23 protein-coding genes are annotated in these 23,659 nt (G+C 57.9%); 12 read left to right on the forward strand and 11 right to left on the reverse strand.

Annotated elements, in window-relative coordinates; genetic code table 11:
- Nucleotides 1-285: 285 nt before the first annotated feature.
- The 12 genes from sctW (at nucleotide 286) to PPTH39_RS11100 (ending at nucleotide 14,715) form a co-directional block, all read left to right on the forward strand.
- Nucleotides 286-1,317 (forward strand): type III secretion system gatekeeper subunit SctW, encoded by a 1,032-nt coding sequence (sctW, locus tag PPTH39_RS11045; RefSeq protein WP_130871973.1) that lies wholly within the window; start codon nucleotides 286-288, stop codon nucleotides 1,315-1,317.
- Complete coding sequence (gene sctV, locus PPTH39_RS11050) at nucleotides 1,314-3,407, forward strand: type III secretion system export apparatus subunit SctV (protein WP_130871974.1); 2,094 nt, start codon at nucleotides 1,314-1,316, stop codon at nucleotides 3,405-3,407. Before sctW ends, sctV begins: the two co-directional genes overlap by 4 nt.
- On the forward strand, nucleotides 3,404-4,360 hold the full coding sequence (locus tag PPTH39_RS11055) for an FHA domain-containing protein (RefSeq protein ID WP_165446515.1): 957 nt from the start codon (nucleotides 3,404-3,406) through the stop codon (nucleotides 4,358-4,360). The genes sctV and PPTH39_RS11055 overlap by 4 nt, the downstream gene beginning before the upstream one ends.
- Nucleotides 4,357-5,715, forward strand: a complete 1,359-nt coding sequence (locus PPTH39_RS11060) for a FliI/YscN family ATPase (protein WP_095024942.1) — start codon at nucleotides 4,357-4,359, stop codon at nucleotides 5,713-5,715. The genes PPTH39_RS11055 and PPTH39_RS11060 overlap by 4 nt, the downstream gene beginning before the upstream one ends.
- Nucleotides 5,702-6,148, forward strand: a complete 447-nt coding sequence (locus PPTH39_RS11065) for a YscO family type III secretion system apparatus protein (RefSeq protein WP_095024941.1) — start codon at nucleotides 5,702-5,704, stop codon at nucleotides 6,146-6,148. The genes PPTH39_RS11060 and PPTH39_RS11065 overlap by 14 nt, the downstream gene beginning before the upstream one ends.
- Nucleotides 6,127-6,513: a type III secretion system HrpP C-terminal domain-containing protein gene (locus PPTH39_RS11070; RefSeq protein WP_169916765.1), complete on the forward strand. Its 387-nt coding sequence runs from the start codon at nucleotides 6,127-6,129 to the stop codon at nucleotides 6,511-6,513. Before PPTH39_RS11065 ends, PPTH39_RS11070 begins: the two co-directional genes overlap by 22 nt.
- On the forward strand, nucleotides 6,513-7,502 hold the full coding sequence (locus PPTH39_RS11075; RefSeq protein WP_130871976.1) for a FliM/FliN family flagellar motor switch protein: 990 nt from the start codon (nucleotides 6,513-6,515) through the stop codon (nucleotides 7,500-7,502). Before PPTH39_RS11070 ends, PPTH39_RS11075 begins: the two co-directional genes overlap by 1 nt.
- Nucleotides 7,499-8,152, forward strand: coding sequence for a type III secretion system export apparatus subunit SctR (sctR, locus tag PPTH39_RS11080; RefSeq protein WP_095003191.1), 654 nt, complete (start codon nucleotides 7,499-7,501; stop codon nucleotides 8,150-8,152). Before PPTH39_RS11075 ends, sctR begins: the two co-directional genes overlap by 4 nt.
- Nucleotides 8,153-8,159: 7 nt before the next feature.
- Complete coding sequence (gene sctS / locus PPTH39_RS11085) at nucleotides 8,160-8,420, forward strand: type III secretion system export apparatus subunit SctS (RefSeq protein WP_095003190.1); 261 nt, start codon at nucleotides 8,160-8,162, stop codon at nucleotides 8,418-8,420.
- A 12-nt stretch (nucleotides 8,421-8,432) separates the two neighbouring features.
- Nucleotides 8,433-9,230 (forward strand): type III secretion system export apparatus subunit SctT, encoded by a 798-nt coding sequence (sctT, locus tag PPTH39_RS11090; protein ID WP_095021228.1) that lies wholly within the window; start codon nucleotides 8,433-8,435, stop codon nucleotides 9,228-9,230.
- Nucleotides 9,227-10,324, forward strand: a complete 1,098-nt coding sequence (gene sctU / locus PPTH39_RS11095) for a type III secretion system export apparatus subunit SctU (RefSeq protein ID WP_095019661.1) — start codon at nucleotides 9,227-9,229, stop codon at nucleotides 10,322-10,324. The genes sctT and sctU overlap by 4 nt, the downstream gene beginning before the upstream one ends.
- 68 nt (nucleotides 10,325-10,392) lie before the next feature.
- Entirely contained in the window at nucleotides 10,393-14,715 is a 4,323-nt protein-coding gene (locus PPTH39_RS11100; protein ID WP_232527631.1) for an AvrE-family type 3 secretion system effector, read from the forward strand.
- Nucleotides 14,716-14,847: 132 nt separating this feature from the next.
- On the opposite strand, the gene hrpT is transcribed toward PPTH39_RS11100, so the two are convergent.
- From hrpT to ychF, 11 genes are all read right to left on the reverse strand, one after another.
- On the reverse strand, nucleotides 14,848-15,051 hold the full coding sequence (gene hrpT / locus PPTH39_RS11105) for an HrpT family type III secretion system protein (RefSeq protein WP_095019660.1): 204 nt from the start codon (nucleotides 15,049-15,051) through the stop codon (nucleotides 14,848-14,850).
- Nucleotides 15,048-17,033, reverse strand: coding sequence for a type III secretion system outer membrane ring subunit SctC (gene sctC, locus PPTH39_RS11110; RefSeq protein WP_232527632.1), 1,986 nt, complete (start codon nucleotides 17,031-17,033; stop codon nucleotides 15,048-15,050). The genes hrpT and sctC overlap by 4 nt, the downstream gene beginning before the upstream one ends.
- Nucleotides 17,034-17,068: 35 nt before the next feature.
- Nucleotides 17,069-17,287 carry a type III secretion protein HrpF gene (locus PPTH39_RS11115; RefSeq protein WP_095019658.1) on the reverse strand — a complete coding sequence of 73 codons (219 nt, stop codon included), beginning with the start codon at nucleotides 17,285-17,287 and terminating at the stop codon, nucleotides 17,069-17,071.
- Between the two features lie 21 nt (nucleotides 17,288-17,308).
- Nucleotides 17,309-17,923, reverse strand: coding sequence for a type III secretion system stator protein SctL (gene sctL, locus PPTH39_RS11120; protein WP_130871978.1), 615 nt, complete (start codon nucleotides 17,921-17,923; stop codon nucleotides 17,309-17,311).
- Nucleotides 17,901-18,446 carry a type III secretion protein gene (locus tag PPTH39_RS11125; RefSeq protein ID WP_095021243.1) on the reverse strand — a complete coding sequence of 182 codons (546 nt, stop codon included), beginning with the start codon at nucleotides 18,444-18,446 and terminating at the stop codon, nucleotides 17,901-17,903. Before PPTH39_RS11125 ends, sctL begins: the two co-directional genes overlap by 23 nt.
- Nucleotides 18,443-19,198, reverse strand: a complete 756-nt coding sequence (gene sctJ, locus PPTH39_RS11130) for a type III secretion system inner membrane ring lipoprotein SctJ (protein WP_095019656.1) — start codon at nucleotides 19,196-19,198, stop codon at nucleotides 18,443-18,445. The genes PPTH39_RS11125 and sctJ overlap by 4 nt, the downstream gene beginning before the upstream one ends.
- Nucleotides 19,199-19,206: 8 nt before the next feature.
- The gene (locus PPTH39_RS11135) at nucleotides 19,207-19,575 is read right to left on the reverse strand and encodes an EscI/YscI/HrpB family type III secretion system inner rod protein (RefSeq protein ID WP_095003181.1); all 369 of its coding nucleotides are present in this window, start codon (nucleotides 19,573-19,575) and stop codon (nucleotides 19,207-19,209) included.
- 97 nt (nucleotides 19,576-19,672) lie between these two features.
- Nucleotides 19,673-19,900: a type III secretion system major pilin HrpA gene (locus PPTH39_RS11140; RefSeq protein WP_095003180.1), complete on the reverse strand. Its 228-nt coding sequence runs from the start codon at nucleotides 19,898-19,900 to the stop codon at nucleotides 19,673-19,675.
- 296 nt (nucleotides 19,901-20,196) lie between these two features.
- The gene (locus PPTH39_RS11145) at nucleotides 20,197-21,114 is read right to left on the reverse strand and encodes a sigma 54-interacting transcriptional regulator (RefSeq protein WP_130871979.1); all 918 of its coding nucleotides are present in this window, start codon (nucleotides 21,112-21,114) and stop codon (nucleotides 20,197-20,199) included.
- 250 nt (nucleotides 21,115-21,364) lie between these two features.
- Nucleotides 21,365-22,429 carry an FUSC family protein gene (locus PPTH39_RS11150; RefSeq protein ID WP_130871980.1) on the reverse strand — a complete coding sequence of 355 codons (1,065 nt, stop codon included), beginning with the start codon at nucleotides 22,427-22,429 and terminating at the stop codon, nucleotides 21,365-21,367.
- 124 nt (nucleotides 22,430-22,553) lie between these two features.
- Entirely contained in the window at nucleotides 22,554-23,654 is a 1,101-nt protein-coding gene (ychF, locus tag PPTH39_RS11155; protein ID WP_086798695.1) for a redox-regulated ATPase YchF, read from the reverse strand.
- Nucleotides 23,655-23,659: the final 5 nt, after the last annotated feature.

The raw sequence follows: 23,659 nt of genomic DNA on the forward strand, positions 1-23,659 counted from the left end.
ACCTCCCAAGCATCGCCTGTGCCAATTTGCGGATCGAATATAGCCATCTGATTTATATGAGCTTTACAGGTTTTTAACAGGCGCGGTTGTGCCGGATCTTGCGTAGCGGACCTTGTGCGTGCGCCAGTTTTTTCAAAAACATGCCAATGCTACTGCCAGGGAACCGCTTGCCTGTGATCAACCACACAGGTCAATGAAACCTCCTGACTTGGCAGCGCTATGAAAGTTGAAGGGCGAAACGACACCGCGCAGATCCTGCTCTCTTCTCGGAGCGTTGGGGGGCAGATGCCCCAGTCTTCTGCGCAAAGTGCCGCTGAAGAGGTTGGCATGTTGTTCAGCCAGAAAGCCGAAAGCAGCAGCAAGGCATTGGCTCAGCGCGCGCTGCGCACGGTAGATAACCGGGTGCAGAAGGTTGAGGGTATCCAGCAGTTAAACGAGCTCTATGAGCAACTGGGGCATCCCGCTCAGCTCAGCCTGGGGCTGCTGACCCGGCACGTTCGTCTGGCACTGGCGTCAGACTCAGGGGTCGAAGCCTTGCTGGCGTTGACCGGCGACGACCCGGCCCGCACCAGTGTTGTCTTGCAGTACATGGTTGCTCAGGCCCGGGCACAAGGGCGTGAAGGTGATATCGAGCGGGTGCAGAAGGTTCAGGCACAGTTGCATACCCGCTATGACCGGCAAATTCAGGCGGGCCTGAATATTGCGCTGGCGCTGGCAGCAGCCGAAGGCGATGCCGCGCTGCGCCAGGCTGTTCGCACGCTGTATTACTCCAGTGTGGTGCGCAAACAATCACTGCCGAGCATTATCCAGGCCTTGCTGGCTTTATTCGATGAAGAGAGGGTCAACGACGGGTTGCGCGTGATGGCGCGCGCGCTGGCGGATGATATCGCCGCCCACCGGCCCTCGGTGCCGAGCATCAGGCTGCGTACTCTGTTGAGCGGGCTTCAAGGCTGCACCCAGTTGAGCAGCCTTTTGCACAGTTGCCGGTGGTTTATTGAGCGATTGTCATCCCGCGAACGGCAGGCCGAACTGTCGCCAGTCTGCCTGTTGCAACGTCTGCTGGGGTACGCGGGCACGGGCATCGATAGCGATGAGGTGCAAAGCCTGAGTCGTGAGTTGGGTGGCGAAAACCTTTCCAGTCAACTGGTCTTGCTCAATCAAGTTTATCCGTTGATTCAGCGTCTCCCGTTGGCCGTTTGGAGTGACCCTGCAAGCCGTCAGGACGCATTGCAGTCTTTTTTGAGCCTGATGGGTGAGCACACTCAGAGCGAAGGTATCGTCCAGCTGTGGGCAGGGCTGACGAGACCGATTCGATGAGGCTCGTCAAATGGCTCAGTAAAGGCCCTGGCAGGGTGGCAAGCCCGGGCGAAGTGCTCGGGGCCGTGGCGGTGCTGGGCATTGTTTTTATCTTTATCGTGCCCTTGCCGACCTGGCTGGTGGATGTGCTGATCGCGCTCAATATGTGCCTGGCCAGCCTGTTGATCGTGCTGGCGCTTTATCTGCCCAACCCTTTGGCATTTTCCACATTTCCTGCACTTTTGCTGCTGACCACGATGTTTCGTCTGGCGTTGTCGATTGCCACGACCCGCCTGATCCTGCTGGAGCAGGATGCGGGCGAGATCGTCGAGGCCTTTGGCAACTTTGTGGTGGGGGGGAATCTGGCGGTGGGGCTGGTGATTTTTCTGATCATCACCATCGTCAATTTCCTGGTGATTACCAAGGGTTCGGAACGTGTCGCTGAAGTGGCGGCGCGCTTTAGCCTGGATGCGCTGCCGGGCAAGCAGATGTCCATCGACAGTGACCTGCGTGGCGGGTTGATCGATGGTGCACAGGCCCGATACAAGCGTGACCAGTTGTCCCGGGAAAGCCAGATGTTCGGTGCCATGGACGGCGCCATGAAGTTTGTCAAAGGAGACGCCATCGCAGGCCTGGTGATTGTGCTGATCAATATCCTCGGCGGGTTTTCCACGGGGGTAGTGCAACACGGGATGAGTGCTGGCGAGGCCATCACGCTGTATTCGGTATTGACCATCGGTGATGGTCTGATCGCGCAAATTCCGGCGCTGTTGATTGCCTTGACCGCGGGGATGATCATCACCCGTGTCGCCCCCGACGACCAATCGCCAGGCAGCCATGTCGGGGCACAAATCGGCCAGCAGATAACCCGTGAACCCAAGAGCTGGATGATCGCATCGGCGGCCATGCTGGCCTTCGCCGCCCTGCCGGGAATGCCCGCCCCGGTGTTTGGCTTGATTGCCCTGTGTACGTTTGCGCCGGGTTTTTACTGGTGGTCGCGAAGCCGCAAGGCTGAGGCGTTGGAGCCGGCGCAAGCAGTGCAGGTGGCCCCTGAACACAACGGCAACGAAGATCTGAGAGTGTTTGATCCGACACGCCCCTATCTGTTGCAGTTCGCCAGTGCCCATCAAAGCCTGGAGCTTACTGAGCGGCTGATTCACGGGATTCGTCAGGTGCGCAACAGTATCGTCACCCGTATCGGGGTGACACTTCCCAGTTTTGAAATAGAATACAGCGACATGCTGCCCGAGGATGAGTTTCGCTTTTGTGTTCACGAAGTGCCCACGCTCAAGGCGACTTTTGATGAACGACGGGCCGTGGCACGGGACAGTGTCACGGATGCTCCTCAGAGTGCTCTCAGAGGCAGCGAGCAAAGAGATGAACGGGACTGGCTATGGCTGAACCCCGGTGATCCGCTGCTGGCCCGGGAGGGCGTCGAGTCGTTCAGTGCCCATGCCTTGATTGTTGAGCGCATGCGTCAAGCCATGATGATCAGCGGGCCGCAATTTTTGGGGTTGCAGGAGAGCAAGTCGATTCTCGGCTGGCTTGAGCAAACCCAGCCTGAGCTGGTTCAAGAGTTGCAGCGGATCATGCCGCTGTCCCGGTTCTCTGCCGTTCTGCAGCGCCTGGCCAGTGAAGGCGTACCCCTGCGGGCGGTACGCCTGATTGTCGAAGTGCTGACCGAACATGGCCAGCACGAGCGCGAAGTGTCAGCGCTGGCGGACTATGCGCGGATTGCCCTGAAGTCGCAGATCTATCATCTGTACAGTCAGGCTGACGGTCTGCATGCCTGGCTGTTGTCTGCCCATAGCGAAAACCTTTTTCGTGAGGCATTGCGCCAAACCCAAGCGGGCGTGTTCTTTGCCCTGGACAATGAGCACAGTACGCAACTTGTGGCGCTGCTCAAGGAGGCTTTTGCACCGCGCAAGTGCGACGCAAGCGTATTGCTGGTGGCGCAGGATCTGCGCAGCCCGTTGCGCACGCTGTTGTTCGATGAATTCAACCATGTGCCGGTCATGTCTTTCGCCGAGTTGACCGGCTCGGCCAAGGTCAAGGTGCTCGGGCGTCTTGATCTGCAATTCGACGGTGTGCTGCGCGAGGCCGTGTCTTGAGTCCGGGGCATGGCTTACCTGATGGCGCAACCGTGGTGTTCGATTTGCAGCAGCCTGGCCAGCTGTTCGAGTTGCGAGTGCTGAGCGGTTTGCATGAGGGGGCTGCACTGCCTTTGTTCGGTGAGTGCTGGAGCATCGGTGCCCATCAAGATGCCGACCTGGAGTTGTACGACCCTGGCGTTGAAACCAGGCATGCCCGGTTGCACTGTGTGGACGGGCGCTGGACAGTGCAGGCGCAGGAAGGTCTCTTGCAGGATGAAACCGGCACTGCCCGGGCACAGATTGCCGATCTGGCTGCGGGTAAGGCGTTCGCCATTGGCGGGATACGCTTGTGCATCGCCAATACGCAAAGTGCCTGGGTGGATGAGCTGGCAGAAGTAACCAGGGTGCAGAGCGAAACGGCCGCCGCGCGCTCGGGCATGGTGCCTGCGCGCCGCCCTGGCAAGTGGCTGGCGCTGGCCCTGAGCGTGTCGGTGCTGATATTGGCGGCACAAGTCTGTCAGCCTTCAAACACGGCACAGGCACTTTCTCCGAAGCCATTGGCTGTCAGTGACAGGCGTCAGCTTGCAACAACGTATCAGGTCCATCAGCAATTACTCAAGATGTTGATCGAGCGTGATCTGGACAACGCCATCCGGCTGCAGGTGGTTGATGAGCAAATCATCCTGGGCGGTGATGTCGGCAAGGACTCGCTGGCACTGGTCTCGCGGATGCTCGATCGCTTCGAGGCGCAATTTGAAACGCCGGTTGCGATCATTAATCAGGTCCAGGAAATCAGCACGGCACTGCCCTTCAGGATCGTCCAGATAATCGGTGGCCAAAAGGCCCATGTTGTACTGGCAGACGGGCGTCGGCTGTTTTTTGGTGACGAAGCGCAGGGTGTGCGCCTGACTGCGATCGACAACCGCCGAGTACTGTTTGAAGGCGCGCAGCGCTATGAGGTGAGCTGGTGAACGGCACGATCGCTGAGCGCCTTGAGCGCTGGCGGCAACGCCAGTTCACGCACCTGGCGGGTTTTTCACCGGTAACCCTGAGCGGTCGGCTCCTGCGGATCAATGGCATGCTGCTGCAATGCTGCCTGCCCCAGGCCCGCATTGGCGAGCTGTGCCGGGTTCAGGCAGGGAGCAACGCATGGATACTGGCAGAGGTCATCGCCTGTGATCAGCAGGACGCCACCCTCAGTGCTTTGGCGAGCCTCGAAGGTATAAGCGCAGGAGCGGCCGTTGAACGCTTGGGGGCTGTGCATCAGGTTCGCGTCGGCAATGATCTGCTGGGGCAAGTGCTCGACGGGTTTGGCCGACCGCTTGCCGGGGGCGACGGGGGGGGCTTTTCCTGGAGGCCTTGTGAGGAGGCCAATGCAGTTGTATGCGAAGCCCCCTTGCCCACTCAGAGGCCGCGCATCGGTCGCGCTTTGCCAACAGGGGTACGGGCCATCGACGGGTTGTTGACCCTGGGTGAGGGCCAGCGGGTCGGGCTGTTTGCCGGTGCCGGTTGTGGCAAGACCACCCTGCTGGCCGAAATCGCCCGCAACGTCGAGTGCGATGTGATCGTGTTTGGCCTGGTTGGCGAGCGCGGTCGCGAGCTGCGTGAGTTTCTTGACCATGAGCTGGATGAGGGGCTGCGGGGCAAAGCCGTGCTGGTGTGCGCAACCTCTGATCGCACAAGTATGGAGCGTGCGCGGGCAGCCTTTACCGCAACTGCTCTGGCCGAAGGTTTCCGACGCAAAGGCCGGCGGGTTTTATTGTTGATCGACTCATTGACGCGCTTTGCCCGCGCTCAGCGGGAAATCGGTCTGGCCGCTGGCGAACCCTTGGGCAGAGGCGGGTTGCCGCCCTCGGTTTACAGCCTGTTGCCACGTCTGGTAGAGCGCGCAGGCCTGACTCGCGAGGGGTCTATCACCGCGATCTATACCGTACTCATCGAGCAGGACTCCATGGGCGATCCGGTAGCCGATGAGGTTCGATCCTTGCTGGACGGGCACATTGTGTTGTCCCGCAAACTGGCAGAGCGCGGTCACTATCCGGCGATAGATGTGCTGGGCAGCCTGTCACGGATCCTGAGCAATGTGGCTGCGCCAGAACATATGCAAAACATGGCCGCGTTCAGGCGATTGCTGAGCGCGCATCAGCAGATCGAACTGCTGCTCAGGCTGGGTGAGTACCAGGCGGGCAACGATGCCCTGACCGACCTGGCCGTCGAGAGCCGCCAGCGTGTGGAGGCCTTTTTGCGTCAGGACTTGCGCGAGCCTGCAACGTTTCAGGAAACCCTGGAGCACTTGAGCGAGTTGACTGCCCATGTGCCCTTCTGAAAACCGCCCGCCTGCCACCGAGCCCTTGCGGCGCCTGCGCCAACATCGGGCCGATCGGGCTGAGCGTTTGTTGCACATCAAACGTATGGAGCTGCGAGCCCTTGGCCTGAACATTGAGCAGGCCCGTTCGGCGGTTGAGCAGGCCAGGCAAAACGAAAACCGGCAGCAAGCCGAACTGACCGGCCGCTATCAGGGGCAGGTGGTGTCGCCCAGGACCCTGTCGGGCTGGGACGAGTCACAGCGCCAGTGGGCGGCTCAAACAGCGCAGCAGGCAAGTGCCTTGCAAGCGCTGCTCGAGCAGCAGCGCGTGGTTGCGATCCATGTCGAGAGTGCCCGCCAGTACGCGGGTGAATGCCAGAGAAAGGTCGAAAAACTTCTGGAATGGTCGATGTTGCTGGCAGAGGAGGCGGGATGGCCGAGTCATCAGGAGTAAACCCGGTGCCGTTGCCATTGGCCCGGTATCTGCCTGCCGCCCCGGCGCGCGCAGCCGACTGCAAACTGTTTGCAGACAGCCTGGCAGGCGCGGATAGGGGCTTGGCACAGGTGTTGTCCGAGGCACTGATGCCCCGTGCACCGGGGGCAGGGCCATGGCCAGTGCAATTTGTGCTGCATCTGGCACATCGCGGGCGGGTCAGTGTCAGCGCCCGTTATGAACATCATGGCTGGCTGATCATTTTAAAGGCGCAGCAATCCGCCACCCGACAATGGCTCTCCCGTCAGCAGCAACCCTGTCAACGGCGTCTGGCCCGTGCCTTGGGGCAGGTCGTCAGGATCCGGTTACTGCAGGAGTGCCAGTGATGACGGTAGCGCCGATCACCTTGCCACAGCTGGACGCAACCACGGTCCAGGCCTGTTGGCGGTTGGGTCGTGGCCTGCGCTATTCATTTCAGGTCGCAGGCGAGCCCGGTGAGCTTTTGCTGGAACCGGGGCGGGCGCCAGGGGGTGGTGCGTGTGTCTCGTTCGAGAGCCGCTGTGGGGTCTTTACGCTCAGTGATGCAGGGCCCTTGCTTAGCCTGCTTGGCGAGTGCCCGGTGGTGCTGGCCGAGACCGGCAACGATCCCCAGTCATGGTTTTGGGCGCATTTTGAGCAGCGCATGAGTGCGCAGTTGAGGGCGCTTTTTGGCTATCTGCGGCCCCTTGCCGACAGGCAGGTGGGCGCATTCGAGTGCTGCCTCAGTGTAGTGCTGGGCCCATCGCGAAGTGTCGGCCGATTGATGCTGGCGGCCCACAGCCTGTTGGCGCTTTGCGAGGCGGGGCAATGGCAGGCAGTCAAGGCGCCGTTGCCCGATTGCTTTGCCGTGCCTGTGCCCGTGGTGCTTGGCTATCTGCCGTTGACGGTTGAGCAGTTGCGCAGGGTACGGCCAGGCGACGTGCTGGTGCCGGAGCGCCTGTTGTTCAGCGGTGATGGCGTGGGGCAGTTGAGGATTGGGCGGTGGCGGATCACATCGCAAATTGATGATGAAGGCGGGCGTCGCTGCCTGACCGTGTGTGCTCTCGAGGAGTCGGCTGTGGAAGAGGTGATGTTTGCGGGTACGGACGTTGAACGGCATAAAGGCAATGAGCCGTTTGAAACCTTGCAGGTAGAGCTGAGCGTGCGCTGTGGCGCACTCAAGTTGAGCCTGGGTGAGCTGCGCCAGTTGGCCCCCGGCATGGTGTTGAACATCGAGGGCTATGACACGGGCATGGCCGGGTTGTACTACGGCGACCGGCCGATCGGTCACGGGCAGTTGGTGGAGGTTGAGGGGCGCCTTGGCCTGCAACTGTCGCGCATCAGTTTTTCGCAATGACCGTTCAAGGGATCGATCCCTTTCTGCTGGCGCTGTTTCTCGGCGGCCTGTCACTGATGCCCATGCTGCTGATGGTGTGCACCGCCTTCCTGAAAATCTGCATTGTGTTGATGATTACCCGCAACGCCATTGGTGTGCAGCAGGTGCCGCCGAGCATGGCCCTTTATGGAGTTGCCCTGGCTGCAACGATGTTTGTCATGGCACCGGTGGGGTATGAAACCGCCCAGGCCCTCAAGCAGACGCCGCTGGATATGAGCAGTGTGCAAGCCTTGCAGGAGAGCGGGGAGGAGGCAGTAAAGCCCTTGCGGGCCTTTATGGCACGCAACACTGCTCCCGATGTGCTGACCCATCTGCTGGATAACACTGCGCGTCTATGGCCTGCGCAACTGGCGCAAGAGGTCAAGCGTGACGACCTTATCCTGCTGGTACCGGCATTTGTGCTGTCGCAGCTACAGGCAGGGTTTGAAATCGGTTTTCTGATTTACATCCCCTTTATCGTGATCGACCTGATCGTCTCGAACCTGTTGCTGGCGCTGGGCATGCAGATGGTCTCGCCCATGACCCTTTCATTGCCGCTCAAGCTGTTGCTGTTTGTGCTGGTTTCGGGGTGGACACGTCTGCTCGACAGTCTGTTCCTGTCCTATCTGTGAGGCGTCCATGGAGCCGATTTTGCTGTTCAAGCAGGGCATGCTGCTGGTGGTGGTGCTGTCTGCGCCACCGCTGATCGTGGCTGTAGCGGTGGGAGTGCTGACCTCGCTGGTGCAGGCGCTGATGCAGGTACAGGACCAGACGCTGCCCTTCGGCATCAAACTGGTTGCAGTGGGCGTCACGTTGGCGCTGACGGGGCGCTGGATCGGGGTTGAGCTGATTCAATTGATCAACCTCACCTTTGACATGGTCGCCCGCTCGGCGCTTTAGAGGGAACACCCGATGGCCCCACAGATTGCGTTTCTCGAATACCTGCCCAGCCTCGCCATTGCGATGGCGCGCCTGTATCCCTGTTTTTTTCTGATCCCGGCATTCTGCTTCGAACATGTGCGCGGCATGCCCCGGCATGTCATCGTTTTTGCGCTGGCCCTGATACCTGCCCCGGGTATTTATCACGCCTTGTCGGGCGTGAATTACACCCTGCTGGCGCTCGGCGGTCTGATGCTCAAAGAGGCCATGCTGGGCTTTTTGCTGGGCATGCTGCTGTCCATGCCGTTCTGGCTGTTCGAGTCGGTAGGGGCTTTGCTCGATAACCAGCGTGGTGCCCTGATCGGCGGGCAGCTCAACCCTTCGCTGGGGGCGGATGCCACACCTGTCGGGCACCTGTTCAAGCAACTGAGCATTTTTTTGCTGATGGTCACCCTCGGGCTGGGCAGCTTGACCCGGGTGATCTGGGACAGCTACCTGATCTGGCCCCCCACGCTCTGGTTACCGACCATTGCTGCGGATGGTTTTGCCGTGTTTCTTTCTTTGCTCGGCGATACCTTCACGCATCTGCTGCTCTACGCCGCGCCCTTTATTGCGCTGTTGTTGTTGATCGAATTCGCTGTTGCCCTGTTGAGCCTCTACAGCCCGCAGTTGCAGGTATTTGTGCTGTCGATGCCGGCCAAAAGCCTGGCCGGGCTGGGCTTTCTGCTGCTCTACCTGCCACAACTGGAGGAGCTGATCGTGGGACGGATGAGTCTGCTGGGGGATCTTGGGCACGCACTGGGCCAGCTCTTCAAAGTAGGTGAGTCATGAGCGATTCGGGTGAGAAGAAATATGACGCCAGCCAGAAAAAACTGCAGGACCAGCGCAAAAAAGGCCAGGTTGCGCAAAGTCAGGACATCGCCAAACTGCTGACGCTGGCGGTTATCAGTGAGGTCGCCTTGATCACGGCTCAGAACAGCCTGCAGCGTTTTGGCCAATTGCTGATGCTGCCCGTTTCACTGGTCGGGCAACCCTTTGGTCATTCGCTGCAGGCCGTGTTCGTCGAGGCGGGTTACCTGTTTTTTGACTTCGCCTTACTGATGACCGGCGTTGCAGTCTTGATGAAATTAATCAGCAGCTGGCTGCAATTCGGCTTTCTGTTTGCCCCTGAAGTCCTGATCCCGGACTTCAACCGGCTCAACCCGGTCAATCAGGCCCGGCAGATGTTTTCGGCCCAGTCACTGTTGACCCTGCTCACCGGCCTGATCAAGGCACTGCTGATCTGTGCGGTGCTTTACCGAGTGATCGGGCCTTCCCTGGGGGCGTTGGTCGGGTTGGTCAACGCTGACTTGCCGGGCTATATCGTCGCGCTGATCGCCTTGTTCCGGCATTTGCTGCATGTGTGCCTTGGCCTGCTGCTGGTGCTAGCAGTGGTTGACCTGGCGTTGCAGCGGTATTTTTTTGCCCGGCGCATGCGCATGACCCATGTCGAAGTGGTCAAGGAGTACAAGGGCATGGAAGGTGACCCACATACCAAGATGCTGCGTCGGGCACTGGCCCAGGAGCTGGCCCATGAAGAGCCTGTGGCCCCGACTCCGCCGTTGGAAGAGGCCGACATGCTGCTGATCAACCCTACGCATTTTGCCGTGGCGCTGTACTACCGGCCGCCACAGACGCCTTTGCCGACCGTGATTGCCAAGGGGGCTGATGCCCGGGCACGGCGAATGATCGACAGGGCACGGGCAGCAGATGTTCCGGTGATTCAGTGTGTGTGGCTGGCTCGCACGCTGTATGGCATCGAGACCGGGCATTGCATCAGCCGCGAGACCCTGCAGGCGGTTGCGCTGGTCTACCGCACTCTGCGAGAACTGGATGATGACGAGCGCCGTGAAGTCATCGAGTTGGCGGAACTTGAGCAACGCTGATCGGGGCAGGAACCGGGCGCTATTACATGGTCACTCACTCTTCATCAGCCAGTCAGAGTTGAGCAGTCATGGACGTCAATTTTTTTGAACCCGCAAAGCCAGCGCCGTCAGAAATGCGCGGCACAGCCTCCCCGAACACTTCTGGCCCCACCGAATCGGTGCAAATGACCGGTTTTCGTCATTATCAGCAGCCCTCTCTGGCATTCAGCGCCAGCCTGGTTGAAGGAAAAGTCGTGACCCAAGGCTCGTATGTGGGCCAGGACATTGCCGCCCAACTGAATCAGTTGTCCAGGCCGTTCAAGCAAGATGCCACTTACGCAGGCCCTGCCCGGAACCTGCGAATCAGGGACGACAAATTTAATGTATTTCATATCCAGTCCACCCCTGCGGCCGCTGCAGTACTTAAAAGCAGTCTTCCCCTGAGTTTTTACCCGTCGCCCCCGATCAATCCCGGGCGTGCCCATCTGGGGCAGATAAGCGGTGTGCAAACAACCGCCGAAGGCGGCCAGTTTCGTGTGGTCGAGCAACGCCTGTACCGGTTAGAAGCACAGACGCTTCGTTGGTTGCCCGACAAGGACGAGGCCCGATACAGCCGTATTGGCTTGAGTGCTCAAGGGCAACTGATGAAAGTGCCGCAGGGGGTCGCAGACATGAGCATTGATGGTAAAACGCAGGCGAGCCTTGAGGGTTTCACGCTAAAAATCAGCCGCGACACAGCCGATGCTGCTCTTTGTCTTGTTCCCGTCAACGAGTCGGGTAAACCGGTGCAACTGGCGCATCTGGGGCTGGCGGGTGATGTGCTGTACGCCTCGACACCTCAGGGTGAGTTTTTGTGCGCGAACCTGCGCAATGCCGAAGACGGGCAATTGGTCATGCGCCCTGAACCACTCGATAATCTTGAGCAGCTGCATCAGGGCGCAGTCAGCATCAAGGGCTTTATGCATGATGATCAAGGCCGGCTCAACGCCCTTGTCCTCGACTCCCGCCGCCAGTTACACAGCACCCCTTTGAGCCATGGCCCTGATCAGGCATCGGGCTGGAACCTCAGTGATGTGATCCTCAGAGTGAACGACACAGGTTTGCCCGAGCCAGGGCTGCAGACACTCGCCGGTAGTGTGGACCTTGGGCCGCGGGGCAAGGTTGCGCTTGAGGGCAACACATTGCTGTGCTGGAACGAGCGCTCACAGCAATGGGATAAAAGCGCTCACCACAATGTGGAGCGACTGGAGCGTGGCCTGGATGGTCGCGCTTATGTATTGCAAGGTGCAGAGCTGAAAGCGCTGGCAATCCATAAAACGCGGGATGCTGCGTACAGCGGTGCCAGTTATGACCTGACACCTGTTAATGATGCTCATGCCCATATCAACCTTGGTGGCGCCATGGTTGAGAATAACGAGCGAAAGATCACCGGTTTTGCTATCGATAACGCCAGGCAATTTGTAACGCTTGATGCTGAAAACAAGCTGATTGCCCACGTCAACGGAAAGGCCAGGGTCTTGACCTTTACCCGGCCTAAAGAGCTTGTGGCGCTGGCACTTGACCGTCAGGGAGATCTGTATGCACAGACCGGCGCCGGCGAACTGCTCAAGCTCGACAAGGCTCACTGGCAAACCCCTTGCACCTCAGCGCTCACCTGGACTCCCGTGCCGGTGCCGGACAATGCGCCGGTCAAGTCGTTGCGTATGGGAGCAGGTCAGCAATTGATCGTCAGCTGGGGTGAAAACAATGCGCAACAAAAAAGATGGGGTGAACACTATCGGCAGTTGATTGTTTCAGCGGATGGTGACCCGCAATGGAAACCTTTAACGGCACACTCAAACACCCCCGCGAGATCACTGGGTACGGTGTTGGGCAACGCTGAGTTGAAGAGCCAGGACAACGGCACCTCCTGGGCCGTGACCTCCGATTGTTTTGGCCACAAGACTGAAGCCCTGTCGGTTGATCGTGGGGTCATTAAAAGTGCTTTAGCCCATTTTCATCCTGTTCAGGGGATCAAGAATATCGGCCTTGGTATCCAGCATGATGTTAAAGGGCGACGCGGGCTGGCAGACCTCTACGCGGATGTGCGGGAACTGCAGGGGCTATTGCGTACGCTGGCGAGCGTGACACCCCGTACGATGGATATTTCAAGTCGCCTTGACCGCCTGGGCGAGGGCCAGCCAACCCAGGCCCTGGCCACAAAACTCAAGCGTTTTCTGAGTGAGGTAGAAGAGTGCAGCGTGCAATTGGCCAGGCGATTGGGCGACATCAAGGGAGCCCGTGTGATCCCGGATTATCTGCCCACAACGAGTGGCAAACCCACTGAAGGCTCAGCGAGCAACCTGTCCCGAATTCGCCAGTCCTTCGAGAATATGGGGTCTTCAAAGTCTGATATCACAGCGGCCTTGCTGCGCAGTTACGAAAAACAGGGTGTTTGTTTGTCGTTGCACGACGCTGGCCTGAAACGTGATTTGAGCAATTCGACCGGGCTGATCGAGAGCGATTTGATTCAGCACGCCCGCACACTTTTCAGGCTGGTCAAACTGGTCGACCGGCTGGAGGGTAAAGCGCCTGATCAGGCCGAAATAACAGCCCGCCTGGAGAGTGCGATAGAGAACTATCAAAACAGCCCGGTACACAAGAAAACATCGCAGAGCATCAATGGATTGAAGCAGGCAGAAACGCTCTATAACAACTTCAAATTGTTGGCCAGGGACTTGGGTACCCCGGGATCAGCGCTCAATTTTCATATAACCACTACCTTGGGGCTCAATCCACAAGAGACGGTCAAGCAGGCTCTGCTGCAATGCATTCAAAAGTCTGAAAGCGGCCAGTCAGTTGCATCGAGCCGGAGCAAAACCTTATCGGCATCCCTGTTCTTACTTCCAGTCCCGTTGCTTGAAATCATAGGGGGTGTTTCAAGAGACAATACCAACGGCATAACGCTGACTCGAACCGATCAGGGGGTCAGCGTTGACATCAATATGGGCACTGGCCATACCGTCACTGGTTCTGTAGGCGTCGGTAACATGTTGCTTCCCTCCGAGGTGCCACTCGAAGGCCGGCTCAGGGTAGGGGCTGAGACTACATTGGCGTTGACGCATGAAAACGAGCAAAGCGTCAGCTTTGATATCAGGGAGGCAGATTTTCCCGCAATGATGGCCATCCTCACCGGGGAGAAAGGGAACGTTTTCGACTTGCTGGATCTTGGCAGCAATCACAAGAGCGGCACGAGCTCGAAAAATGCTTTGGACTTGAGTGTTTCCGCTCATGTGCAGCCCCGCTTTCACATGTTGATGCCGGAAACCTCGAATACACCTGGTGGCCTGGTACGTACTATGGTGAATGCGGGGGGGGGGCTTCAACTGTTTCATGTTGATCAACGCAGCGCTGTCGTCTTGGGGCAGGATGAAATAACCCGGGCCCAAAGCGTGAATACCCAATGGTTAGCCAGAGGCAGTGCCTCTTTAGGTATGGCGCCGGCCAATGGCGCCTTGTGGACTCAGCTCGGTGCCGATGGACCTACGTGGGTGCCGTATATCACGAGTGATTCTTCGTTCACCCTGGGGTTTGATCGCAGTGTTGCCCGCAGCATGCGTTTTACCTTCAAGCAGCCTGCTGTGATCGATCAGGCGCAAGTCAATGGATTACGCGATGCCTTGTCCCGGCATTCTGCGCCACTCAAGCAACACCTGACCTCGTTTGCAGCACAGGGCCCACTGGTGGAGCAACTGCAACATCTGCATCGTCTATTCATTCAGCTACCGTCACCCGCTACCCGTTCTGAAGAGCACCATGCCCTCAATGAACAGCTGCAAACCTGCCTTCACCAGGAGGCGCTGGCCGCACAAGGTCGGCGAGCACTCAAATCAGTTGAAAGAACGGTTTCCTATGTGGGGGTAAAAGGTGGCCCTGACCATGAGTGGCTGAATGACGCTGCGCCTGCTAACAAGGCGGCAATTCTCCGGCTGTTTGCCCAGCAGCCACAATTCGAGCGGATCATCAACGACCTGGAAAGCAGCCAGGGCACCTCGGTAGTGATCAGGCTGGAGGTCAAGCCGAAGGTGCTGCGCATGATTGACAATCAGATAGGGGATGGGCCTAACGCCATAAATGATGTGCAAAAGGCCCTGGAAAACCCGGACAACCTGCGGATTAAAACCTTGGCTGTAAGCTATACGGCAACTAGAACCGACGCTATGAAGACCCCCATTCCTCTTGTGGCCTACTCCAGCAGGGCAGCCTTGAGCAATTCCTGCAAACTCCTCAACATTGAGTTGAAATACGGTATGGATCAGAACACTCCCTTGCGCGTTGAGTTCAAGGATACGTTGCCCTCGGCTCGTATTCGGGAGCTGAATCCCGAGCAGCTTGACCAAAAGATCCGGCATGGCCGCAGCCCTTTGATGTAATGATAATACCGGCCTGGCTGATAATCAGACAGGCCGGTACATGGGGGTGGGGGCTAAGACTCTGCGCAGGATCGGATGCGTGGGTTTGAATGTCTTCAGATCACCGGGGCAATGGGTCGTTGCACGGTTGATCTAGGGTTCCAGAGGCACAACGTGATGGTCTGAACGTTCAGCATACGAGCCTGTATCTGTACGCATGTGTGGTGGCCACCAGATCACCAGCGTCCTGGCGCTGGAGGCCGGGCGCGCGCACAGGTCTGTACGGCAATCCGAGGTGCAGCCTTGCAACAGTCCAGCCAGGGCCGCCGCCATGGCAACTGCGATCAGCCGAGTCATGGCGTGGCCTCCAGCAATGATGGCCGAGACACGCTTGATTGTTCGTCGGGGTCGGGTGCTCGTGTCGCGATAAACACCTCCGCACGTTCGCCGGGCGCCAGCCACGGAGTCGGCCAGATACTCACCGCCAGGGTGCCGGCAGTGCTGCAATCACGTTCATCGACGCGCACCCGGCTCTGGCTCTGGTTGTGCAATACCAGTAGGGCCACGTTGTAGTCCTCACTTTCGTACCACTGATGACGCGCGGTATCGACCTTCAGAGACGTGAACGCTTTGCACAGGCTGCCCGTCCGGGGCGGCATCGGCATCGCTGTGAACCGGCCAGGCACGTGGCCCGTGACCAGTTGGCGGAACACCCGGGTAATATCGGAGCGCTGAATCACTGGCTGCTTCGCATCACGCCGTCTCAATTGGGTCAGCGCTGCCTCCAGTTGCGCCTGATCCGATTGTGGCAGGTAGCGGGCAGGGTTGGTCTGGTCGCCAATCAGGCGGGGTGTCAGGATAAACAGCCGCTCACGGCGATTTTTAGTGTTCTGCGTGGACGAAAACAGCAGCTTGCCCAGCCAGGGGATATTTCCCAATACGGGGACTCGATTGCGGCTGTCGACCTCTTCAGCGACATGAAAACCGCCGATGACCAGGGATTGTTTTTCGTGGATCACTGCCTGGGTACTGATGTTGCCTTTGCGAACATCCGGTGTGGAATGCTGCCCTGTGTTATCGGCAAAGGTGCCGTCTTCGATATCGATGATCAGGTGAATCTGATTGGCGCCACTGGCTTCGATTACCCGGGGTATGACCTGGAAACTGGTGCCGGTGGTGACCGGCATGATGTTGGCCACGCCCTCACCGACGGCCTGGATATATTGCGTGCGATTGAAATCGATAACAGCGGGCTGGTTTTCCAGGGTCATGATCGAGGGGTTGGATACCACCGTTGCCAGCCCGCGGGCTTCAAGCGCCTTGATCTCGGCTGCAAAACGGTCAGCCTGGATCATGGACACGGTTGTCGGGGAAGTGCCCGACAACCCAGTAGCCATCCCGAAACGGCCGCTCTGAAAGCCCCATTTCGTCCCCAGTTCGTTGAGTTGGGTGCGGTTGATATCGAGAATCACGGCGTCTATTTCCACGAGTTTGCGCGGGACATCGAGCTTGGCGATCAGTGCCTGATAGAGCGTCCCGCGTTCGCTGGCGTCGTAGATCAACACGCTGTTGTTACGTACATCGGCCTCCACGCGGATGGCGTTCAGGCCTGATGATTTCAAATCGGCGGTGAGCGCGGGCAGTGGTGGATTGCTTGAATAAGGCATGGGGGAGGCCGTGCCGGATACTGGCGAGGGGCCGGGGGAGGGAGCAGCGAACGGGCTCGATGACTTGGTATCGAGCAACCCGCGCAACAAGCTGGCGATACCGGGCACACTCAGTTTTTCGCCCCGATAATCGATCTGCCGGTCTGCCGCATTGGCGAACTGCAGTGTGAAAGTCAGCACATCCTGTTTATTGACGGGTTCTGCCCGTTTGCGACTGAACTGCCTGATCTGCTCGATATAGCGTTTGGGCCCGGACACCAGTACCACGCCGATATCCGGCAACTCGCCCCAGCCGAAACGCTCATCCAGCAGGCCTATCCGGGTCAGGGCCTGCTTCAGATCGGCAATGGTATCGTCCGCAACTTCAAGGCGGCTCGTGGTCTGCTGGTCAAGCGAACTGATGTAGAGCGTGTTGTTATGCACAAACCACTGGAAACGGTGTTCCAGTGCAAGCCGCTCCATTAAACCGGTGAGCGTGTCGGCGCGTAGCTTGCCGTTTACGACGCCTTGAAGCGCGCCATCAATCTGTAGTTGCAGGCCCACGGTATGGGCAAAGGCCCCTAGAAAATCAGGCACTGACAGGTTATTGGCTTCATGGGCATAAGGCGTTTTTTGCCACTCCTGTGGAACGGCGGCCATCGCCCCGTTGGCTAGCAAAAAAAGAGCTGGCAACAGGGTCCGTTGCAAGGAGTGCTTGAACCTGAGCATCACTGCACGGCATCAATAATGCTTTTGGTCAGGCTGTGCTTGAATCGGGTTTGCTCGTTGATCGAGAAACTGGCAATGGCCATTTTTTGTGAAGCGTCGAGGAAGCGCTGCATGTCTTCGGGGCTTGCTTGATTGTTCAGGGCGATCTCCTCCAGTTTTTTTTGGGCCTGGATAAAGCGGGTGTCAATGCGACGCTGAATGCTTTCGAACGAAGCCATAGAACCTCCATCAGTCAATACTCACCACTCAGTGGTAGCTCCTGCCGGATCAGTTCCATCAGTGGTCATGGGGATCAGCAGCGCCTTGAGCGTTGTGGCCCAGTCAATGCGCAGGTCGTGTTGCGCAGTGACCAGCACCAGAGCGAAGGGGTCGAGGCGTTCATCTGCTTGCAGTTGCCATGCGGTATCCGGGCGGGTGCTTAGCCACTGCCGTATAGGTGCAAGCATCTGCGGGTGGCAGCGCAGGGTTGCATTCAATGGCGGGCATTGGGCTGGCAGCAGTTGCGCCAGCAAGGCATTGATTCGCATCTGTGGCGGCACCTCACCGAGCAATCGCTCCAGAGCCTGATTGACCACTTGCGAGGCGCTGGTTTCAATCGCTTGGCACAAGGCGCCATGTTCCTGTTGCCAACGCGCCAGATGGGCATTGGCCTGTTGCCAGAATTCGCTGTGGGCCTTTTGCAGCAGCGTATCGGCAGCGTTTTCAGCGTTGCTCAGCAGTTCGTCTGCCTGGGCACGTGCCTGGGCCAGCACCTCATTGGCCAGGCCGCAATCGATCAGGTTCTGGCTGCTGATCAGTACCTGGGGCAGCCCGGTTGCGCCTGGCTGCAGCTCAATCGTGCGGCGTGTCAGCATGGTTGTGCCCCTCGTCGCGGGGTCGTGTGTGCCACAACACTGTTTGCCAGAGCGTTCGGAGTTTGGCCGGTGAAATGGCCGGCACCGGTTTTTGCTCCAGCGTTTCGATCCGTGCAGGGGCAAAGCGCAGTCGCAACCTCTGCCAGACCGGTGGTTCGAGCCATGCTCTGAGCAGTTGCAAGGGATCGTCGGCGGGCTCGAGCCAGTCCTGCGTGTGCAAAGCCCTGGCAAGGCGCTGGCACCACAAACGCTGCGTGTCATCCCGTGCAGCAGAAGGTGTAGTACGGCAGATACGCTCGACCCTTTGCAGCAACGCGTCATAGTGCGCCGGTTGCGCCAGTGCCAGCTGCATCAGGCTGGTTGTGGGCGCACAGGGCAGGCAGGGGGCGATACCCAAGCTCTTGCTGGCGCCTGCATGCTGGTTGCGCAGCAAGGCGGGCGATGCGTCAAGGATCTGCCAGTGCGGATGAGCGTAGCGCCATGGCAAGGCCCACCACTGTACCCAGGCATCAATGTCATTCATGCAGAGCCCTTTTTGCGCAGCTTTAACCATACAACTGGCGTAATGATTGCCAGCAGGCACCCTGTCACCAGTGCAGCGAACAGGCTTTTCCAGAACCCCAGGTCTTGCTGCGGCACCAGAAAAGGTCCGAAGAACAGCAGTTGCTGGTTGTCCTGAAACGCGGCGGCAAGAACAAAAACCGTGGTTATTTTGTGCGGGTTGTCGATTGCCATTGCCATGCCCGGAATGCTGCTGGCAACCATCCGCCGTACCCGCGACTGGATGCCGTCGGGGTCCAGTCTGGCATCGTGTTTGATAAACACCGAAGCGGATGCGGGCTGCACGGCCTCACCTGGCGCCACACGCTCGGGCAGTACCACATGCACGCGCGCGACTATCACCCCGTCAATGCTCGACAGTGTGGCTTCAAGCTCTTGTGACAGCGCATAGATGTAACGGGCGCGCTCCTCAAGTGGCGTAGAAATGACACCTTCCTTGCGAAAAATATCACCCAGTGTGGAGCGCTTTGTTCTGGGCAGGCCAGCCGCCGACAGCGAGTTAATCGCCCGGCTGATAGCTTCTGTTCTGACACGAATGGAAATGCCATTTTTATCGGGGACTTTTTGAGCGTGGACCTGTTTGTCTGCCAGTTCTGCAATGACTGCATTGGCCTCCTGTTCGGAGAGCTGGCTGTGAAGCACCACGCTTTCACCACAACCGGTGACGGCCAGCACGAGCAGGAAACACACGCTCTTGATCAGGCGCGCTGCCATGCGGTTACCTAAGACAGATTGGTGAGTTTTTCGATGGCTTGTGACGTCTTGCTGATCATCTTGGCGCTCAGCACGGTCTCAAGGTGGAGCGCCGACAGGGCCCGGGTGGATTTGAGCATGTCGAGGGGGTCGGTGCTGGTACTGGCTTTTTGCAGGGCCCTTGCGGCGGTACTCGACAGACCCGCTAAAAGTGCAGAGCGCTGTTTGAGTGGGTGGCTGGTCAATTTATCGGATATCTCGGTATTGGTTGCTTTAGTTGCCGTGGCAAGCAAAGAGGCGTTGAACCAATGGATATCGGCCAGTTCGGGGGTGTTCGAGGGTAGTTCAGAGGCACTCAAGACGGCCTGGGGGAGCTTCGAAGGAAAGTGGGTTTTCATTTGAAACCTCAAGCTGTGAGTTGTAGTTGCATGCTTGTGTGGCTGCACGCCCCGATTGGCCGGATGCCCCATTCGAGATGGGGCGGTATGAATAAAATCAGTACGAGATGGCCTTGGCAGCTGCAAAGGTTGCATTCATTGACTTGCTACTTGAGTCCATTACTCCGGCGGCTATGCCGTTTCTCGTGTCAACTCCCGTTTTGTGCATGGCGGCCGCGGCGGCTTTCCATTCCTGTTCGCGCGCAAAGTTTTTTTGCGCTTGGAGGGGGTCGTCGCCAGCACCGCGCGCCATTCCTGCAAAGAGTCCAAATAGTGCTCCAAGCATGGTCTGTATCCTCTTGGTTTTTTTTAGGAAGGTCAGAACGAAATTTTATTATTTATGTATATGTTCGTTGGAGCAGGATCGATGTTTTTGGTGTGAGTATTTGCCGGGTTTGCAGGGGGCATTCTTGTGTTTCCAAATCCGCCAAGTGCGTTGAGGACCTGGCTCGCAAAGGGCATTACAAGTGACAGTAAAAGGAGCATGTATGTACCTCTTTGGTTCGGTATCGGGAGTGCAACAGAACGTCTGTTCGCTATTTAAGTGTCGATATCCATGTAGGCAGTTCCAGTGGGGGTTGCTCAGTAAATGTCTAATTGTTTCATTCGGTGGTACAGCGTGCGTTTGGCAATCCCAAGTTCGATTACCACAGAATCGATACAATTAAAGTGGCGTCGCATGCAGTCTGCGATCAACTGCTTTTCTATTTGTTGCAGGCGCATTTTTAAATTTAGAATTGTGGATTCATGTTCACAGGGAGACGTATCCAGCGGGGGTAGCCCGAGCACAAAGCGCTTTGCTGCGGAGCGCAACTCCCTGACATTGCCCGGCCAGTCGTGACAGATGATCTGTTGTAGCAGCGAAGTGTTCGGTACCGGTATGGATGAGTTGAAATGCCGGGCCTCGCGCTGAATAAACTCCATAAACAAGGGGGTAATGTATTCGCGTCGTTCTCGCAAAGGCGGCAAGTGCAGATTCACGACATTCAGGCGATAGTACAGGTCGCACCTGAAATGACCTTGTGCCACCAACTTCGCAAGGGAGGTTTGGGCCGAGGCAATCACACGCATGTCCACGGGGATGAATGTTGTCGAGCCCAATCGCTCAACACCACGGGTTTCCAGAACGCGCAAAAATTTGGCCTGCAAAGTCAGCGGCATGCTGTCTATTTCATCCAGGTACAGAGTGCCTTTATCTGAAGCTTCTATAAATCCTGCTCGTGATTGCAGGGCGCCGGTGAATGCGCCCTGGGTGACACCAAATAACTGACTTTCCGCCAGACTCTCGGGGATGGCCGCGCAATTGAGTGCGATATAACGACCACGGCGCCCGGATAAGGTATGCAGATGCTCGGCCAATGTATCTTTGCCTGTGCCTGTTTCACCATGAAGCATTATGTCGATATTTTGTGCTGCCGCATTTCTGACAGTAGCGTGAAGTTGTGTGTCATCGAAAAAATATAGGCTTGAAGGCTCTTTGTCCGGGCGAAAGGATCCCATTGAATATACTCCGGCGCCATGTTTTTTTGTGAGGGGAAATTCGCAATGTTAAACAGGTATAAACAACGCTTTTTATTTTATAGTTTGAAGGTGTTGACGGTTTAAACCAAGGCCTGAACTGGCCGCCTGTCGAGAGCTAAAACACATAGACACGGTAAGGATTAGTATTTATTGGCGTAGGGATAGCGTGCCTTACCTCCATGGATCGGACTTCGTGGAGGTAAGGGTAAACGGGTATTTATTCGTATTTTTATTCAGGCTTTTTTCTGCTATCGCCCTGAGTCGTAAATCCGAAGGTCAGAAGGGCGCTTTCAACGGTGCTCAAGTGCTGCATGCACAGCTGCCACGGTGCTGACACAACATCGGCCGATTCATCGCCGGCTACGGGGATGAGTACCGGGTGTTCATCGTCGCTGGCGATCGAGGCGCACCCTGAAGCAACGTTTGCCAGCCGTTCGTGGAGGGAGGACGGTGCCGGGCCCTGTTCCTTGCGCAAGGCATCGGCAAAGGCTTCTGCAAACAACAGGGAGCTGGCGTATAAACGCACGGCGTGGCGCTCGTAACGGCTGGCAATGTCTTTGACTTCCCGTGATACAAAGCGCCCGCGCAAGGTCCAGCGGGCGGTATTGCGGGCCATGCTGATGCCGTTCTCCAGGGCAATAAGGCTGTCGTGGGCCCTGGAAAATATCTGCACGGCATTTTGAGCCTTGGCCGCATCTTGTCCTTCGAGAGCTTGCAGGCTTTTACCGAATCCCGACGCCAGCTTTTCGAGCAACTCCTTGGCGGAGCTGTCGATAATGCCGATCGGGTTGGGGGTCAGCAGTATCTGGCTGAAAACCAGCCCGACGCATGAGCCCACGACCACATCAAGCATCCGTACCACGCCAGCACTTTCCGGGCCTACGGCCAGCATCAGCACCGCCGATACACCGGCCTGGATGGGCACCACGGCCCCCAGGCCATAGAGTGCCGCGATGGCGATGGCAGAGAAGGTGGCAAAGCCAATACGCACCAACGGGTAAGCATCCGGCAACCACAAGGCGGCTTCGCCTACGATGATCCCGGTGGCGACACCCACCATCAGGCCCACCGCTTGCTTGCCATGACTGGGCAGGCCTGGAGCCAGGCACACCACGGCACTGATTGCGGCAAACACGGGGTGTATGTGACCGAAAAAATGCCGGGCGATAATCCACGCCAGTGCGGCGGCAATGGCTGAGGCCAGGGCGTCTCGCCAGCCCAGGGACCAGCGGGCCTTGATTTTTTCGACTATGGGGTCGGTATAGCGGCTGAGGAATTTGGCGCGGGGAATCATTGAGGCTCCCGATCATGAGGTGAGATGGCGTTAACCATAGACCGTTGTTGCGCCCCGGAGTGCGCCACAAACGCCAGGCCAAAAAAAACCGCGCCTGGGCGCGGTTTTTTATACGTGTGCTGTATTACACGTTGAAACGGAAGTGCAGGACGTCACCGTCTTTAACGATGTATTCCTTGCCTTCCAGACGCCACTTACCGGCTTCTTTCGCGCCCGCTTCCCCGTTGAACTTGATGAAATCGTCGTAGGCGATAACTTCAGCGCGGATAAAGCCTTTTTCGAAGTCGGTGTGGATCACACCGGCTGCTTGAGGGGCGGTCGCACCTACTTTTACTGTCCAGGCGCGAACTTCCTGCACGCCGGCGGTGAAGTAGGTTTGCAGGTCCAGCATTTCGTAACCGGCGCGAATCACACGGTTAAGACCAGGCTCTTCAAGGCCCAGGGCCTCCAGGAACATGTCTTTCTCTTCGCCGTCATCCAGCTCGGCGATTTCTGCTTCGATCTTGTTGCAGACCGGAACAACGATCGCGCCTTCTTCTTCAGCGATAGCCAGCACAACGTCCAGCAACGGGTTGTTCTCAAAACCGTCTTCAGCCACGTTGGCGATGTACATCACCGGCTTGGTGGTCAGCAGGTGGAAGCCTTTGATGATGGCTTTCTCATCTGCGTCCATGTTCTTGATCAGGCTGCGTGCCGGCTTGCCCAGGGTGAAGTGGGCGATCAGCTGTTCCAGCAGGGCTTTTTGGGCTACGGCTTCCTTGTCACCGCCTTTGGCATTGCGCGCGACTTTCTGCAGTTGCTTTTCGCAGCTGTCGAGGTCGGCGAAGATCAGCTCAAGGTCGATGATTTCGATGTCGCGTTTTGGGTCAACGCTGTTGGAAACGTGAATAACGTTTTCGTCTTCAAAGCAGCGGACCACGTGAGCGATGGCATCGGTCTCACGGATGTTGGCCAGGAACTTGTTACCCAGGCCTTCACCTTTCGATGCGCCAGCCACCAGGCCCGCGATATCAACGAACTCCATGGTGGTCGGCAGGATACGCTGTGGCTTGACGATGGCAGCCAGCGCGTCCAGGCGTGGGTCGGGCATCGGCACGATACCGGTGTTCGGCTCGATCGTGCAGAAGGGGAAGTTCTCGGCCGCGATACCGGACTTGGTAAGGGCGTTGAACAGGGTGGACTTGCCGACGTTAGGCAGGCCGACGATGCCGCAGTTGAATCCCATGGTGT

This window comes from Pseudomonas bubulae, from assembly GCF_900618535.1.
Taxonomy (GTDB): Bacteria; Pseudomonadota; Gammaproteobacteria; order Pseudomonadales; family Pseudomonadaceae; genus Aquipseudomonas; species Aquipseudomonas bubulae.

What these genes read in the sequence shown, in the direction of transcription:
- PPTH39_RS11065 (WP_095024941.1), top strand. Translation starts at nt 5,702, where the DNA reads ATGTGCCCTTCTGAAAACCGCCCGCCTGCCACCGAGCCCTTGCGGCGC.
- sctR (WP_095003191.1), top strand. Translation starts at nt 7,499, where the DNA reads ATGACCGTTCAAGGGATCGATCCCTTTCTGCTGGCGCTGTTTCTCGGC.
- PPTH39_RS11075 (WP_130871976.1), top strand. Translation starts at nt 6,513, where the DNA reads ATGACGGTAGCGCCGATCACCTTGCCACAGCTGGACGCAACCACGGTC.
- PPTH39_RS11140 (WP_095003180.1), bottom strand. Translation starts at nt 19,900, where the DNA reads ATGCTTGGAGCACTATTTGGACTCTTTGCAGGAATGGCGCGCGGTGCT.
- PPTH39_RS11125 (WP_095021243.1), bottom strand. Translation starts at nt 18,446, where the DNA reads ATGAATGACATTGATGCCTGGGTACAGTGGTGGGCCTTGCCATGGCGC.
- ychF (WP_086798695.1), bottom strand. Translation starts at nt 23,654, where the DNA reads ATGGGATTCAACTGCGGCATCGTCGGCCTGCCTAACGTCGGCAAGTCC.
- PPTH39_RS11100 (WP_232527631.1), top strand. Translation starts at nt 10,393, where the DNA reads ATGGACGTCAATTTTTTTGAACCCGCAAAGCCAGCGCCGTCAGAAATG.
- sctJ (WP_095019656.1), bottom strand. Translation starts at nt 19,198, where the DNA reads ATGGCAGCGCGCCTGATCAAGAGCGTGTGTTTCCTGCTCGTGCTGGCC.
- PPTH39_RS11070 (WP_169916765.1), top strand. Translation starts at nt 6,127, where the DNA reads ATGGCCGAGTCATCAGGAGTAAACCCGGTGCCGTTGCCATTGGCCCGG.
- PPTH39_RS11135 (WP_095003181.1), bottom strand. Translation starts at nt 19,575, where the DNA reads ATGAAAACCCACTTTCCTTCGAAGCTCCCCCAGGCCGTCTTGAGTGCC.
- PPTH39_RS11150 (WP_130871980.1), bottom strand. Translation starts at nt 22,429, where the DNA reads ATGATTCCCCGCGCCAAATTCCTCAGCCGCTATACCGACCCCATAGTC.
- hrpT (WP_095019660.1), bottom strand. Translation starts at nt 15,051, where the DNA reads ATGACTCGGCTGATCGCAGTTGCCATGGCGGCGGCCCTGGCTGGACTG.
- PPTH39_RS11115 (WP_095019658.1), bottom strand. Translation starts at nt 17,287, where the DNA reads ATGGCTTCGTTCGAAAGCATTCAGCGTCGCATTGACACCCGCTTTATC.
- PPTH39_RS11145 (WP_130871979.1), bottom strand. Translation starts at nt 21,114, where the DNA reads ATGGGATCCTTTCGCCCGGACAAAGAGCCTTCAAGCCTATATTTTTTC.
- sctS (WP_095003190.1), top strand. Translation starts at nt 8,160, where the DNA reads ATGGAGCCGATTTTGCTGTTCAAGCAGGGCATGCTGCTGGTGGTGGTG.
- sctW (WP_130871973.1), top strand. Translation starts at nt 286, where the DNA reads ATGCCCCAGTCTTCTGCGCAAAGTGCCGCTGAAGAGGTTGGCATGTTG.
- sctT (WP_095021228.1), top strand. Translation starts at nt 8,433, where the DNA reads ATGGCCCCACAGATTGCGTTTCTCGAATACCTGCCCAGCCTCGCCATT.
- sctV (WP_130871974.1), top strand. Translation starts at nt 1,314, where the DNA reads ATGAGGCTCGTCAAATGGCTCAGTAAAGGCCCTGGCAGGGTGGCAAGC.
- sctU (WP_095019661.1), top strand. Translation starts at nt 9,227, where the DNA reads ATGAGCGATTCGGGTGAGAAGAAATATGACGCCAGCCAGAAAAAACTG.
- sctL (WP_130871978.1), bottom strand. Translation starts at nt 17,923, where the DNA reads ATGCTGACACGCCGCACGATTGAGCTGCAGCCAGGCGCAACCGGGCTG.